Annotated in this window: 11 protein-coding genes and 2 tRNA genes; 8 read left to right on the top strand and 5 right to left on the bottom strand. The window is 70.5% G+C overall.

Annotated elements, in window-relative coordinates; genetic code table 11:
• The first annotated feature begins 207 nt into the window (after positions 1-207).
• On the top strand, positions 208-1,227 hold the full coding sequence (locus ACZ43N_RS17615) for a glycoside hydrolase family 6 protein (protein ID WP_468098396.1): 1,020 nt from the start codon (positions 208-210) through the stop codon (positions 1,225-1,227).
• Positions 1,228-1,456: 229 nt separating this feature from the next.
• Here ACZ43N_RS17615 and glxA read toward each other — a convergent pair whose 3' ends face one another.
• The 3 genes from glxA to ACZ43N_RS17600 all read right to left on the bottom strand — a co-directional run bounded on the left by glxA (position 1,457) and on the right by ACZ43N_RS17600 (position 5,899).
• Positions 1,457-3,391: a radical copper oxidase GlxA gene (glxA, locus tag ACZ43N_RS17610; protein ID WP_468098395.1), complete on the bottom strand. Its 1,935-nt coding sequence runs from the start codon at positions 3,389-3,391 to the stop codon at positions 1,457-1,459.
• Positions 3,388-5,379, bottom strand: a complete 1,992-nt coding sequence (locus ACZ43N_RS17605; protein WP_468098393.1) for a glycosyltransferase family 2 protein — start codon at positions 5,377-5,379, stop codon at positions 3,388-3,390. The genes glxA and ACZ43N_RS17605 overlap by 4 nt, the downstream gene beginning before the upstream one ends.
• Before the next feature lie 443 nt (positions 5,380-5,822).
• Positions 5,823-5,899: transfer RNA gene (locus ACZ43N_RS17600), tRNA-Lys, on the bottom strand.
• A gap of 336 nt (positions 5,900-6,235) precedes the next feature.
• Between ACZ43N_RS17600 and ACZ43N_RS17595 the strand changes: the two genes are divergently transcribed.
• From ACZ43N_RS17595 to ACZ43N_RS17565, 7 genes are all read left to right on the top strand, one after another.
• Positions 6,236-7,585, top strand: a complete 1,350-nt coding sequence (locus ACZ43N_RS17595; protein WP_468098392.1) for a peptidoglycan-binding protein — start codon at positions 6,236-6,238, stop codon at positions 7,583-7,585.
• A gap of 128 nt (positions 7,586-7,713) precedes the next feature.
• Positions 7,714-8,856 (top strand): SPFH domain-containing protein, encoded by a 1,143-nt coding sequence (locus ACZ43N_RS17590; RefSeq protein WP_468098391.1) that lies wholly within the window; start codon positions 7,714-7,716, stop codon positions 8,854-8,856.
• Between the two features lie 110 nt (positions 8,857-8,966).
• The gene (locus ACZ43N_RS17585; protein WP_468098390.1) at positions 8,967-9,590 is read left to right on the top strand and encodes a lytic polysaccharide monooxygenase auxiliary activity family 9 protein; all 624 of its coding nucleotides are present in this window, start codon (positions 8,967-8,969) and stop codon (positions 9,588-9,590) included.
• Positions 9,591-9,709: 119 nt separating this feature from the next.
• A complete protein-coding gene (locus ACZ43N_RS17580) occupies positions 9,710-10,177 on the top strand; it encodes a hypothetical protein (RefSeq protein ID WP_468098388.1) in 468 nt (155 codons plus the stop codon).
• A 49-nt stretch (positions 10,178-10,226) separates the two neighbouring features.
• Positions 10,227-11,873: a long-chain-fatty-acid--CoA ligase gene (locus ACZ43N_RS17575; protein ID WP_468098386.1), complete on the top strand. Its 1,647-nt coding sequence runs from the start codon at positions 10,227-10,229 to the stop codon at positions 11,871-11,873.
• 98 nt (positions 11,874-11,971) lie between these two features.
• The gene (locus ACZ43N_RS17570) at positions 11,972-13,201 is read left to right on the top strand and encodes a sensor histidine kinase (protein WP_468098384.1); all 1,230 of its coding nucleotides are present in this window, start codon (positions 11,972-11,974) and stop codon (positions 13,199-13,201) included.
• Positions 13,186-13,839: a response regulator gene (locus ACZ43N_RS17565; RefSeq protein WP_468098383.1), complete on the top strand. Its 654-nt coding sequence runs from the start codon at positions 13,186-13,188 to the stop codon at positions 13,837-13,839. The genes ACZ43N_RS17570 and ACZ43N_RS17565 overlap by 16 nt, the downstream gene beginning before the upstream one ends.
• A gap of 125 nt (positions 13,840-13,964) precedes the next feature.
• Here the strand turns inward: ACZ43N_RS17565 and ACZ43N_RS17560 are convergent.
• Positions 13,965-14,038: transfer RNA gene (locus ACZ43N_RS17560), tRNA-Lys, on the bottom strand.
• Positions 14,039-14,151: 113 nt separating this feature from the next.
• Positions 14,152-14,910 (bottom strand): IclR family transcriptional regulator, encoded by a 759-nt coding sequence (locus tag ACZ43N_RS17555; protein WP_468098381.1) that lies wholly within the window; start codon positions 14,908-14,910, stop codon positions 14,152-14,154.
• Between the last annotated feature and the right edge of the window lie 66 nt (positions 14,911-14,976).

Below are 14,976 nucleotides of genomic sequence, written 5' to 3'. Positions count from 1 at the left end.
GACGGGATGGGCCAGAGGTGATGTGACGTGAAGTCAGTTCATGGGGCCCGGCCATCCGGGCAGCTCGCGCCCCCGTTGGTACGTGGTTTCCGTCCGACGCGATCAGGAGACAACAGCTCTCGGTCAAGGGGGCACCATCCGCGTGGGCGAGGCGGGAAATATGCCAGGATTGAGGCTTACGACACGGTGCACCCAAGGGGGAGTTGGATGTACGCCAGCAGGGGGGCCGGAGTCCGGGCGTCCGTGGCGGTGGCGGGGGCCACGCTGCTGCTCGCAGGCTGTTTCGGGGGAGACGGTGACGGCGAGGACGACAAGACCACGGACTCCGGGATCACCCAACAGCCAAGCGGCAAGGGCCCGTTCTGGGTCAATCCGGAGGGGAACGCGGCGGCCCAGGTGGCCGCCTACGAGAAGGCGGGCAAGGACGAGGACGCCGAGCTGATCCGCAAGATCGCCGAACAGCCCACGGGCGAGTGGATCGGCCCCGAGAACCCTCAGCGGGAGGCCAGGGGCTTCACCGAGGCGGCGGAGAAGGCCGACCGGGACGCCATCCTCGTCCTCTACAACATCCCGCACCGCGACTGCGGCCAGTACTCCGGTGGCGGCGCGGCCGACGGCGACGCGTACCGGGCGTGGATCGACGGCGTGGCCCAGGGCATCGGCGACCGTCCGGCCACGGTCGTCCTCGAACCCGACGCGGTCCTCCACGTGGTGGACGGCTGCACCCCGGGCGAGTTCCACGAGGAGCGGTACGACCTGCTCAAGGGCGCGATCGACAAGCTCGGCGCGTTGAAGAACACGAAGGTGTATCTGGACGCCGGGAACGCGGGGTGGAGCGAGGCCGACAAGATCGCCGAGCCGCTGAAGTGGGCCGGCGTCGACAAAGCCGACGGTTTCGCCGTCAACGTCTCGAACTTCTACACCACCGAGGACTCCATCGCCTACGGCAAGCAGCTCTCCGCGAAGATCGGCGACAAGCCGTTCGTCGTCGACACCAGCCGCAACGGCAACGGCCCCTACACCGGGGGCCGGAAGGACGAACAGTGGTGCAACCCGCCGGGGCGGGCGCTGGGGGAGACGCCGACGACGAAGACGGCGGATCCGCTGGTGGACGCGTATCTGTGGGTCAAGCGGCCGGGCGAGTCGGACGGGGAGTGCAAGGGCGGGCCGAAGGCGGGGGAGTGGTGGCCGGAGTACGCGCTGGCGTTGGCCAAGGCGTCTGACTGAGCGTCGGGCGCCTCATAGCTCGGGGCCCGGGGTTCGTGGGCGGGTGCGGGTCCGTCGTGGTTTCTCGCGCAGTTCCCCGCGCCCCGTGCGTTTCATGAAGGGAGCGGGCCTGCGGCCCGCCCCTTCATGAAACGCACGGGGCGCAGCCCCGGTCGCTTTTCAGGGGCGTGGGGAACTGCGCGACCAGCCCCCACTCACCCGCACCCGGACCACAGAACCCGGCGGAGCCCTACGGCACCTTCACCCACCGCGCCTTGCTCGGTGTCCCCGCCTCGTCCGTCACGAACAGCATGTACCACCCGGACTGCACGAGGTTCCGGTTCTTCGGCACCTTCACCGTGATCCTGTCACCGGACGTCGTGAAGTCCACCGCGATGGACTTCTGGTCGACATCGGTGACATGCGTCGACGCACTCGGCCGGATCAGCCGCGCCGACTTGACGGACGACGCGTGCCGCGTCCCGAACGTCGCCTTCTGGCCGCGCGCGACCGTCTTCGGCCCGCCCGACAGCGTCGGCCGCGCGTCCCGGTACAGGTACGGCGGGGTGTAGATCTCGATCCGCTGCTCGAACTCCCCCGGTTTGGTGTTGGCCTTGTCGGCGTAGAGGGAGTCCGAGCCGAAGAAGACGACCCGCCCGTCGGGCAGCAGGATCGACCCGGAGTGGTAGTTGCGGCCGACCAGCGGATCGGCGACCCGTCGCATCTCGCCGGTGCGCGCGTCGTAGATGCGTGACTCCAGGATGTCGGAGTCGCCACGGCCCCGGTAGTCCTGCGAACCGCCGGAGATGAGGACCGTGTCGTCGGGCAGGATCGAGGCCTGCGGATACCGGGTGCCCTTGTCGAGCTCCGGGCCGTCCACGAAGCGCGGGTTCTCGTCCAGCAGGTCGACGATCCGTGTCTTCCTGCTGGACCTCTCCGACTCGCCGACCCCGCCGCCGCCGATCACCATGTACTTCTCTTTCTGTGCCGGCGGCAGCAGCACCGTGCCGGCGGTCTCCAGCAAGGTGCTGTCGCTCATGCCGGGAACCTTGGTGAACTTGTTGGTCTTCAGGTCCCAGACGCCCGGCTGACGGCCCACGTCGTCCGGGCCGTACCCGGCGTTCGCGCCCGAGTAGAACAGCTTGCCGTTCTGCATCAGGGAGATCGCCGGGTACGTCGGGAACTGCTGGACGCCCTTGGCGTACGTCCACTTCCTCGTCGCGGGGTCGTAGATCTCGTTCTTGCCCGGGACCAGCTGGCCGATCTCGTCCAGCCCGGAGAGGCTGAGGACCGTGCCGTCGGTGAGGGTCGTCAGCGTCGGGTACCAGCGGGCCTCGTTCATCGGGTCGACCTTGATGTACCGCTCGGCGACCGGATCGAACTCGTAGGCGTCCCTGATGCCCTGGAAGTCCTTCTTGTCGAGGGCGAGCTTCTGCGCGATGCCGTAGGTGTTGCGGGCGTCCGCGCCCTTCAGGCCCATGATCCGGTAGTTGTCCTCGGTGCCGGTCTCGTAGCGCTTGCCGCTCTTCTCGGCCTCGACGTAGGCGCGCGCGATCCCCGGCTTGTTGCCGGTGAACTTCCCGTCCGGGTCGAAGGTCTTGGTGGCCTTCTTGATCTCGACCTCGTCCTTCAGGACGAACGTCTTGCCGTTCTCCTTGCCGACGAACCTCGTCCCCGGTCTCAACTCCATCGTCTTGTCGGGGTTCTCGTTGTGGATGATCATCAGGCCGCCGGCCTTGGTGACATCACCCTTGAGCTTCTCGTAGCGCTTGGTGCCGCCCGCGATCAGCAGCCGGCCGCTGGACAGCTGGGTGTGCCCGGTGCAGAACAGGTCGGCCGGGGTCGGCACACGCTTGATCGTCTGCTTGACCGGGTCCCAGATGCGGGTGTCGAACTTCTTCTTGTCGAAGTTGTCCTGGTCGTTGCCCGACCCCGCGATCAACAGGACCTTGCCGGTGTGCAGGAGCGCGGCGTGGATGGTGTTCTGCCGGTACTCCTCGGGGAACTCCACGATCTGCCAGTGCCCGTTGGCGGCCTTGTACTCAGGTCTGTTGATCTTGTACTGGTGGTATTGCTCGGTACCGAAGCGGTACAGCCACGGCCCGTTCATCCCGGCCAGCGCGAGGACCACCGCCCCGCCGATCGCGAGGCGACGGGCGCGACGGCGGCCTGCACGGTCGCTCATTCCTTACGTCCCCCGTGTCCGCCCAGTGCGATCTGCATGGTCTGGTCGCCACCCCCGCCCCCCGAACCGGACGCGGCCCAGCTCGGCTTGTGCTGGGGAGCGTGCGGCCCTTGTGCGGTGTGCGGTGCGTGGGGCGGCGTGGACAGAGTGGGGGCCGACTCGGGCGGGGCCACCATCGACCCCTGCAGTGCGGCCGCGGCGGCGGCCTTCTTCTTGTCCTGGCGCAGCATGTGACGCCAGACGAAGATGGGCAGGGCGGTGATCAGCATGGCGAACGTGGCCCAGATGATCATCGCCGGATGCGCGTGCCCGTAGACGAAGCCGGCGACGATCGAGCCACCGAAGATCACGATGAAGTACCAGTGGTACCGGAAGGTGCCGAACCACCGGTCGGGGCTCGCCGAGTCGCCCTTGGGCGTGACCACGAACTTGCTCTTGCGGCGCAGCGCCGAGTCGATCAGCGCCTTCGCGTACAGCGGCGCGGACAGCGCGGACATCACCATGCCGGCCACACCGCCGGAGCCCTCGGGTTCGTGCGGGGAGACGTTGTGCCTGCGGTTCCAGACGTACAGGCCTATCTGGAGCGCCGAGGCGTTCCCGTAGAGCATCAGCCACACCGTCGGGTCGATGTTCACGCCCGAGGCGCCGAGGCCCAGGAACAGCGCACAACTCAGCGCGGCGAGGATCCAGTTGAGGGCCGACATCGGGTAGAAGATGATCATCATGGTGTAGTTGAAGAGCTTGGTCGGCGGCAGCGAGTACCAGCCCTTCCAGTACTGCTTGAGGATCGTCTCGTACGTCCCTCGCGACCAGCGCATCTGCTGGGTGAAGAAGTCCGTCCAGGCGCTCGGCCCCTCGCCCACCGCGAGCACGTCCGGTGTGTACACCGAGCGCCACTTCCGGCCCGTCGCGGGGTTCTTGTGGCGGTGGATCTCGAAGCCGGTGGCCATGTCCTCGGTGATCGAGTCGTAGAGCCCCCCGATCTGCTTGAGGGCCTTGATGCGCACGGCGTTCGACGTGCCCACGAACATCGGGGCGCCGTAGCGGTTGCCGGCGCGCTGGATGAGCGCGTGGAAGAGGAACTGCTGCGACTCGGCCGCCTTGGTGACGAAGTTGTCGTAGTTGCCGTACACCTGGGGGCCGATGACGAAGCCGACGTCCGGGTCACGGAAGAAGCCGAGCATCCGCTCCAGGTAGTTGGGCAGCGGTACGTGGTCGGTGTCGACGGAGGCGAAGTAGTCGTAGTCGTCGCCGTGTGCGTCGAGCCAGGCGTTGTAGTTGCCGTGTTTGGTCCTGGCGCGGTGCGGGCCCTTGGGCTGGTTCCACTTCGCGATGCCCTTGCGGGAGAAGTGGTGCACGCCGAGGCGTGCGCAGACGGCCTTCACCTCCGGGTCGTCGCCCTCGTCGAGGAGCCACACGTGCAGCAGTCCTCGGTGGCGGAGCCTGACCGCGGCCTCCAGGGTCTTGGTCACCATCTCCAGCGGCTCCTTGCCGGGCACGAAGGAGGTGAGGAAGGCGACTCTGGTGCCGACCTCGGGCACCACGGGGACCGGGTCGCGGGCGACCAGGGTGGCGTGCGCGTTGGACAGCACGTTCATGCAGCGGAAGAACTCGATCAGGCCGATCGAGACCAGCATGACCATGTCGAGAGCGGGCAGGAACTCGTACTCGACGTAGTCGCGCCTGGTCCAGTGCTCGGGCTGGAGCAGCCAGGTGAGCAGGACCAGCGAGAGCAGCGGGGCGGCGGCCAGCATCAGGGCGACCCTCATGCGGTGCGGCTCCTGGGAGATCAGGGAGCGGTACTGCACCGTGTAGGGCTTGCTCGGATCGGGCTGAGTGAGTGGCCCCGCGAGTCGGCTGTAGTGCTCGTAGTCGTATCTGGGAAGCGTCTTCCTCAACTTTCGGAAGGTGCCGGTCCGGTGCGACGGAACCTTCGGATGCGGCGTGTCGGACGGGTCGGAGTTATGCCGGGCGCCCGTCGGCGTCATGAGTCATTCCCCCCGCACACACGTTCGTGTGTGTTAGTCGGTCTTCCGCCCGCTTCGGTCCCCCTCGACCGTTACGGACGCATCAGTGGCGGATCGCCGCCACCATGTGATCTACACCATGGGGACACAGGGCGGCGGCCTTCCGGTTCTTTTGGTGCCCCCCAGGCATCCGTTCGAGAGAGTGCGCAACGCGGCGAAGGCGGGAGGCTATGATCCCCATCCCCGGGCGCAAATCGCCCACAGTCCCCCAACTGCCATGAACGCGCAGCCTCTTACCGGCAGGGTTCTATGGCGCCCATCTTGATCGCAAGATGCGAAACGCGGCGTTTACCGGTCATACACGGTGATTGGGGCATTGGTGGAGGATCGGTGAAACAGTGGTGCTCAACGGGGGTGCCGGAGGACACGAAGAGGCCCCTCGCTGCTGCGAGGGGCCTCTTCGGTGGTGCGCCGCCAGGGACTCGAACCCCGGACCCGCTGATTAAGAGTCAGCTGCTCTAACCAACTGAGCTAGCGGCGCGTGCGATGAAAGTTTACCGGAGGGGCCAGGGTGCTTCTGACCACCGTGCCGGGCCCGGGTGCCGGTGCGTCGTCGATCGTGGTGTGCGGGACGCGAGTGGTTGCATGCGCGGTTGCGCGCGCCCCTGTGAAGCATCGAGCGCCCCCTGCTTTCCAGGGGTGCGGGGAACCGTGCGAACGACCCCCGCTCGCTCGCGGCCGCCGCCGGGCCGTCGTCTCTCCCGGCATCGCCCCGTACATCGTTTGGACCGTCAGCATGCGACATTACGTGACACTTGGGAAAATTGACGTTGTGCAGAACCGTGGAAAACTCCGCCCCGCCCGCGAGGGGAACCGCATGGACGCTCCGGCATTCGAGGAGATCGATCCGGGGGACGCCTGCGCATGCCCCGGCTGTGTCCACTGGCGACGAGTGATGCCGTTCTCGGCCGTATACGACCTCGGCCACCCCGCCGCCACAGCGGCCAGGCGCGCTCTCGTCGTGGCCACGGCGGCCGGCGCCGCGCTCGGCGTCGGGCATGCCGCACCGGTGCTCGCGGCGGCCCACGCCCCCACGCTCCCCGGAGACGTTCCGGCAGGTGAGGGGTCCGACACGCCGCAGGGGGAGAAGGCCCCGCTGTACGGACCGGCGGCGCGGCCGGGTGACGGGCAGACGCTGTCCGAAGAGGTGAGGACGCCGCCCATCACCCGGGCGGAGATCATCCGGCGGGCCATGACCTGGGTCACCGCCAAGGTGCCGTACAGCACGACCAAGTACTGGACGGACGGATACCGCCAGGACTGTTCGGGATTCGTCTCCATGGCCTGGCATCTGCCCGGAAACGAGTGGACGGGCAGCCTGGCCGCGTTCGGCGACCGCATCTCCGAGGAGCTGCTCCAGCCCGGCGACATGCTTCTCTTCCACAATCCGAGCGACCCGCACAACGGATCGCATGTGGTCATCTTCGGTGGCTGGACGAACTCCGCGCACACCAACTACGTCGCCTACGAGCTGACCTTCCCGCATGCCCGTCGACAGGTCACCCCGTACGCCTACTGGACCTCCCCGACCCGCTATGTTCCCTACCGCTACAAGGGCCTGGTCGACGACGTCAGGGGTTCCCCGGGCGGGGGGACGGACGGCACTACCCCCGGATCCCCCGGGGGAAGCGGTACGCCGAGCGGCGACACGTACCCGGGTGCCGCGTACTTCGGGCCCGGCGCGGACAACGGGTACGTCACACGGCTCGGCCAGATGCTGGTGGAACGCGGCGGGGCCCGCTTCTACTCCACGGGTCCGGGGCCGCGCTGGACGGAGGCGGACCGCAGGGCCACCCAGGCGTTCCAGCGGGCCCAGGGCTGGACCGGCGCGGGCGCGGACGGCCTGCCCGGGCCCTTGACCTGGTCGTATCTGGTGAACGGGAAAGGCAGGGACATCCCCCCGGCCGAGCCGCCCGCCTCGCACGGGGTGCCCGGCTATCCGGGACGGGGCGCGTTCCGGCCGGGCGCGAACAACGAGCATGTCACCCTGCTCGGGAAGCGGCTGGTGGAGAAGGGTTTCGGCAAGTACTACACCACGGGGCCGGGGCCGCGCTGGAGTGAGGCGGACCGGCGGAACGTGGAGGCGTTCCAGCGGGCCCAGGGCTGGCGCGGCGGCGCGGCGGACGGCTACCCGGGCCCCGAGACCTGGCGCCGCCTGTTCTCCTGACACCGCCCCGCGCCACCCGCGCACCCTCGCCCGTCCCCTCGTCCCCGGCCCGGCCGCCGCCCACCCGGCGCTCGCCCCCTCACCACCTCTCACCACGGTTCTTCCCGCGCGGAGGCATGGAGGCACGAATGAGTACGACCCCCTCACCCACACCGGAGCCGGAAGGGGTCGCGCGGCCCGCGCGGCTCATCCAGAACGAGACGACCACCGAGATCCCCGTCCATCTGCTGTTCCGGGACGACCCGGCCCCGGTGCCCGTGCCGGTCGCTCCCGCGGTCGTGGGCCGTCGGCGGGGGACGGGGGAGCAGCCGCGGGTGCGGCAGGGGCCCGGCTCGGTGAAGCCGCGGCCCGCCGTCGAGGTCGACCCCGACCTGGCCGAGCGGCCCGCGCGGGTGCTGCCCGGCGCGGTGGGCGTGCTGGGCGGGGTCTGCGGGGTGGCCGGATGTGTGCTGACGTCGTGGTGGGCCGGAGTGCTGCCGGGGTCGGCCGCAGGGGCGTTGGGGCTGCCGGACGCGTACGCGGGGGGACTCGGACCGGCGCAGTGGGCCGCGTACGCCGGCGCCGGGGCCCTGACCCTGTTCGGGTTCGGCGGGCTGGCACGGGGGCGGACCGGGCGGGCCTGCGTGCTGAAGCTGTTCGGGCGGTACCGGGGGACCGTCCGGCGCACCGGGCTGCTCTGGGTGAACCCGTTCATGCTGCGCCGACGGGTGGACGTGCGGCTGCGGCACTGGCGGAGCGAGCCGATCCCGGCGGTCGACGCGAACGGGGTGGCGCTGCGGGCCGTCGTCCTGGTCGCCTGGCGGGTGCGGGACACCGCGCGGGCCGTGCTGGGGGTCGAGGACCACGAGCGGTACCTGCGGGAGTGCGTGGAGGCGGCTCTCTCCCGTGTGCTGTCCGGGCTCCCCGCCGATGTACCCCCAGGCGCCCTGGTCAGGGACTCGACCCTGCGCAACACGGAGGCGGTCGGCGAGGCGCTGACCCGGCTGCTGGTCGCGGACGCGGCACCGGTCGGCCTGGAGGTGTTCTCCGTGCAGCCGGTCCGGATCGAGTACGCGCCCGAGGTCGCCGCGGTGATGCAGCGCCGGCGGATCGCGGCGCTCGACGCCCAGCATCGCGACACCGTGCTCACCTCGGTCGTCGACTCCGTGGAGGACACGGTGGCCCGGCTGACGATGCGCGGCCTGGTCGAACTCGACGACTACGAGCGCAAGGCGCTGGTGAAGGACCTGACGGTGGCGTTCTACACGGGACGGCGCGAAGTGTCCTCGTAACCCGGCGACGGGAGGGACCCGTCTTTGATATGGACACAGCCAACTGCCGCTCCTACTCTGATGCTTGGTCTAGACCTGGAACATCCCCACGTACTCCAGGGAGCGGCAGCATGCGTCCAAGGACCCTCACCCGAAAACGCGCCAGGTGGTACGCCGCCGGCGTCGGCCTCGCCACCACCGGGGCCCTCGTCCTCTCCAGCGGCGGCGCCTCCGGTCACGGCTACACCGATCTTCCCGTCAGCCGGCAGAAGCTCTGTCAGAACGGCACCGTCACGAACTGCGGTGACATCCAGTGGGAGCCGCAGAGCGTGGAGGGCCCGAAGGGCTTCCCGGGCTCAGGGCCGGCTGACGGCCGGATCTGTTCCGCCGGGCACAGCCGGTTCGCCCAGCTCGACTCGCCCACCAGGCCGGGCGGCGGCGCCTGGCCCACGACCAGGGTGACAGGCGGCCAGAACTACACGTTCCGCTGGCAGTTCACCGCCATGCACGCCACCACCGACTTCAAGTACTACGTCACCAAACCGGGCTGGAACCAGAACCACGCCCTGGCTCGTTCCGACCTCAACCTCACCCCGTTCTTCACCGTCCCCTACAACGGTCAGCGCCCCCCGTCCACGCTCTCCCACACCGGCCGCCTGCCGTCCGGTCTGAGCGGCCACCACGTGATCCTCGCGGTGTGGACGATCGCCGACACCGGTAACGCGTTCTACGCCTGCTCGGACGTCACGTTCTGACCGACAGCGCACCCGGCCCCGCGAGTTCTGAGCATCCCTTGAGCTGCGCGGGGCCCCCGCACGGGTAGGTTGCCCACGCGCCACTGACCCGGGCGTATGCCGAAAGCGGGGGGACCGCCGTGAACCTGTTCTTCTACATCATTCCCGTCATCATCATGGCCGTCGTCGCCGTCATGGCGTACCACGTGCTGCGCCGCTGGCTGCGGATCCGCAGGGCCTGGAACAGCGGGCTCACGGCGGAGGGCCGCTGTCTGAAGGCGTTCACGACGGTCAGCAAGGGCGCGGGTGAGAGCAGCGCCGTGCACACCACGATCCATCACGTGTACGAGTTCACGACACGCGACGGTCGCGCCATCCGTTTCGAGGAGCAGGACGGCCCGATGACGACGATCGAGGGCGACTTCGTCACGGTCTACTACGCCGAGGGTCACACGGTGGCGGCCACGGCCCACGAGCCGGGCAGGGTGAAGCACGCCGCCGCCGGCCTGGGTCTCCTCGCCTTCTTCGCGGTGGTCTTCGTCTTCTGTGTCGGCTTCATGGTCACGTTCCACCAGTTTTCCACCGACGCCTCGTTCCCGACCCCGTGACCGACATGCGTCTCCCTATCTGACGGTACGTCAACTACCGTGCGCCCGTATGGAGTCCACGAGGCGTACGGTCGCACAGCTCGTCGCCGACCGGTGGGGCGACCACCGGCCGGGGCTGTGGTTCGAGGACGAGGTGCTCACCCACCACGAGGTCGCCGCCCAGGCCGCCGCCCGCGCGGCACTCCTGGCCGACCTGCTGCCACCCGGCGCCGAGCCGCACCTCGGCGTCCTCCTCGACAACACTCCCGAGTACCCCCTGTGGCTGAGCGCGGCCGCCCTCGCGGGCGCTGCCGTCGCCGGGATCAACCCCACCCGCCGGGGCCCGGACCTGGCCCGCGACATCCTCCACACCGAGTGCCGGGTCCTCGTCACGGAACGCGCCCACCTGCCGCTGCTCGACGGTCTCGCCCTGCCCGGCGTACGGCTCCTCGTGACGGACACCGAGGAGTACGCCGCCCTCCTCGCCCCCTACGCGGGCGCCGAACCCGACCCGGCCGGGGCCACCCCGGCCCACCGCCTCCTCCTCTACTTCACCTCCGGCTCCACCGGCGCCCCCAAGGCCGCGATCTGCTCGCAGGGGCGGCTCGCGGCGGCCGGCCGGGCCCTGGTCGACCGTTTCGGCGTGCGGCAGGACGACGTGCACTACGTCTGCATGCCGATGTTCCACGGCAACGCCGTGATCGCCGACTGGGCACCCGCCCTGGTCGCCGGGGCGGGCGTCGCGCTCCGCCGCCGGTTCTCCGCCTCCGGCTTCCTGGACGACGTGCGGACGTACGGCGCCACGTACTTCACCTATGTCGGCCGGGCCGTGCAGTACGTCCTCGCCACCGGGCCCCGCCCCGACGACCACGACAATCCCCTGCGCACGGGCTTCGGCACGGAGGCGGGGGCCGTGGACGCGGCGGCCTTCGAGCGGCGTTTCGGGGTGCGGCTCGTGGAGGGGTACGGCTCCTCCGAGGGCGGGGCCGCGATCCAGCGCACACCGGGGACCCCGCCGGGCGCGATCGGGCGGGCGGCACCCGGCGACGACCTCGCCGTGGTCGACCCCGACAGCCGCAAGGAGTGCCCGCCGGCCGTCTTCGCCGAGGACGGCCGCCTCCTCAACGGCACCGAGGCGATAGGCGAGTTGGTCAACCGTGGCCCCAACCCGTTCGAGGGCTACTGGCGCAACCCCGAGGCGGACGCGGCCCGCCGCCACGACGGCTGGTACTGGACCGGCGACCTGTTCTACCGCGACGCGGACGGCTTCCTCTACTTCGCGGGCCGTACCGACGACCGCCTCCGCGTCGACAGCGAGAACCTCGCCGCCGCCGTCATCGAGAACATCCTCGCCCGGTACGAGGGTGCCGACGCCGTCGCCGTGTACGCCGTCCCGGACCCGGTCGCCGGTGACCAGGTGATGGCGACCGTCGCCGGCACCTTCGACCCGTTCCGCTTCACCGAGTTCCTCCTCGCCCAGCCCGACCTCGGCACCAAGATGACCCCCCGTTTCGTCCGCGTGGTGCCCCGCATGCCGGTCACCGCCACCAACAAGATCCAGCGCGCCGCCCTGCGCCGTGAGGGCTTCCGCTGCCCCGATCCCGTCTGGTGGCGGCCCCCGGGCAGGTGGGCGTACCGCAGGTTCACCGCGGTGGACCTCGCGGTCCTGGTCACCGAGTACCGAGCACGGGGGCGGGAGGAACTGCTGACCCGGTAGGCGGGCAGGCGGACGCTCAGGGAGGTAGTGCTGGTCCCACCCCGGAACGCCCCCTGCCCATATGGCCGTTGTCCGGCGCCGCCGCCTACCGTGAGCCCATGATCCGAACGGCCGTACGGGACACACCGGGCGCGGTGGTGTATCTGCTGAGCGGTGTGCTCGTGGGCGCGCCCCTGTTCCCGGGCCTCCTCGTCCTGGGCGCTCTCGGCCTCGCCCTGGCCCCCCTCCTCGTGGGCCTTCCGCTGCTGGCCCTGCTCGCCCTGTCCGGGGTGCCCGTCGGCGCCCTGGAGCGACGGCGGCTGCGCCTGGCCCGCACACCCCCGCCGCCCGGCCCGCACGCCACCCCGGCCGAACCCGGGCTCGCCGCCTGGGCCCGGCTGCGGTTCACGGAGCGGGCGACGTGGCGGGAGCTGGCGTACACCCTGCTCCTCGGGTTCGCGCTGTGGCCGCTGGACGCGCTGGCGCTGTGCGCGGCGGTGGCCGTCCCCGGCGCGATGATCGGGGCGCCCGTGCAGCTGGCCCTCTCGGGCGGCGACACCCGGATCGCCAAACTCTGGCTGATCGGCACCCACGGCCAGGCCCTGCTGTGCGCGGCCGCCGGACTCGTCCTCCTCCTCGCGCTGCTGTGGCCGCTCACCCTGTACGCCCGGGGCCGCGCCGCCGTGGCCAGGCTGCTGCTCGCGCCCGGTGAGGCGGAGGGGGAGCGGCGGCTCGCGGAGGTGACCCGCTCGCGGGCCCGGCTGGTCGCCGCCTTCGAGGCGGAGCGGCGGCGCATCGAACGCGATCTGCACGACGGTGCCCAGCAGCGGCTGGTGTCCCTGAGCATGACGCTGGGCCTGGTCCGGCTGGACGCCTCGCCGGAGCTGGCCGACCGGCTCGCCGCGGCACACCGGGAGGCGGACCAGGTGCTCGGCGAGCTGCGGGAGCTGATCCACGGCATCCACCCCCAGGTTCTCGCCGACTACGGTCTGCCGGACGCCCTCGCCGACGCGGCCGACCGGTCCGCCGTCCCCGTCACGGTCGACGCCGATCTGCCGCGGTTCGCCGAGCCGGTGGAGTCCGCCGCGTACTTCGCGGTCCGCGAGGCGCTCGCCAACATCGGCAGGCACAGCGGGGCGGGACGGGCGTGGATCACCGGCCGGTACGCGGATGGGAGGTTGTGTGTGGAGGTGCGTGACGACGGGCACGGCGGTGCCGACCCCGCCGCGGGCACCGGCCTCACCGGGCTCGCCGACCGGCTCGCGGTCCTCGATGGGACACTGACCGTCCACAGCCCGGCCGGCGGCCCGACCGTCCTGTCCCTGGAGATCCCGTGCCCGACGCGCTGAAGATCGTGCTCGCGGAGGACAGTGTGCTGCTCCGCGAGGGACTCGTCGGGGTGCTGGCCCGCTTCGGGCACGAGGTCGTCGCGGCGGTCGGGGACGCGGAGGCCCTCGAGGCGGCGGTGGTCTCGTACGGCCCCGACCTCGTCGTCACCGACGTCCGGATGCCGCCCGGGCTGACCGACGAGGGGCTGCGTGCCGCCCTCGACCTGCGCGCCGCGGACCCGTCCCTGCCCGTCCTCGTCCTCAGCCAGTACGTGCAACGTGCTTACGCCGCCGAGCTCCTTGACACCGGGGACGGCACCGGCGTCGGCTATCTCCTCAAGGACCGCATCGGCCAGGTCGAGCACTTCGCGGACGCCGTCGAACGGGTCGCGGCCGGCGGCACGGTCGTCGACCCCGAGGTCGTACGGCAGCTGCTGCGCCGACGGCGTGATCCGCTGGCCGCGCTGACCCCGCGCGAGCGCGAGGTCCTCGCCCTGGTCGCCGAGGGCAAGTCCAACGCCGCAGTCGCCCGCGATCTGGTCGTCACCGAGGCCGCCGTCGGCAAACACATCGGCAACATCCTCGGAAAGCTCGACCTGCCCCCGGCCGAGAACACCCACCGCCGGGTGCTGGCCGTACTGGCCTATCTGCGGGCCTGAGTCCCGCACGGCGGAAGGGGGGGTGAGGGTGGCGACGCCCCCACGGTGCGCGGGGAAACCGCGCGGAAACGGCGATGGCGAGGCACCTTCGCGCTTTCCGCGAACATGCCTCGCCATCGTCATCGTGCGCCGCCAGGGACTCGAACCCCGGACCCGCTGATTAAGAGTCAGCTGCTCTAACCAACTGAGCTAGCGGCGCAGACTCTGTCGCTTTTCGCTTTCGCGGCCGGCGACAGAGAAAATACTACCTGGTCCTCGGGGGTGCCTTCGACCACGTAAACGTGACGTGGATCTCTGGCCTGGCGGTGACCGTCAGATCGCCAGCGACAGCAGTACCTGTGCCGCCCCGCGGTTCAGGGTGTGCGCCGCCTGGCGGAGCCGGTGCGCGTGTTCCAGGGGTAGGGACAGGGCCAGGCTGCCGACGGAGGAGCCCGCGGAGATGGGGACGGCCGCGCAGACCGTGCCCGGCGCGTACTCCTGGAGGTCGAGGACCGGGACCGTCGGCGACTGTGCGTCGAGTTTGCTCAGCAGCACCCTTTCGTTGGTGATCGTGTGGGACGTGAGCCGGGCCGGCCGGTGGCGGGCCAGGTGGTCCCGCCGGGCGTTGAGGTCGAGCTGGCCCAGCAGGCTCTTGCCCATCGCGGTGGCATGGGCCGCGGAACGGAAGTCGACCCACTGGTGCACGGCGGGCGTGCCCGGCCCCTCGGCGCAGCCGGTGACCTTGATCTCCCCGTCCTCGTAGCGGCTGATGTAGACGGCGGCGCCCACCGAGTCGCGCAGTCGGTCCAGGGTGCGCTGGAGCTGCTCGCGCAGGGCCTGGTCATGGCCCTGGGCGGAGCCCAGCCTGGCGAGTGCGACTCCGGTGACATAGGCGCCGTCGATGGTCTGCTCGACGTATCCCTCGCGGCGCAGCATCAGCAGGAGCGCGGTCAACCGCTCGCTGCTGACGCCGGTCCGGAGGGCTATCTCGGCGTCGGTGACGCCGCCTGCGTGCCGTGCCACTGTCTCCAGGACGCGCAGCGCGTCCTGGGCCGAGTGGTTCGGCGCGGTCGGCTCGTGCTTGAGCGCCACGGTTTCCCCCTGCGCTTCTCGGGCCGTTTTTCGGACAGCTTGCCGTGTCCCACGATACGGCCCAAG

This window comes from Streptomyces sp. NPDC030814, assembly GCF_055572155.1.
This window is presented reverse-complemented; position numbering and strand designations above follow the sequence as displayed.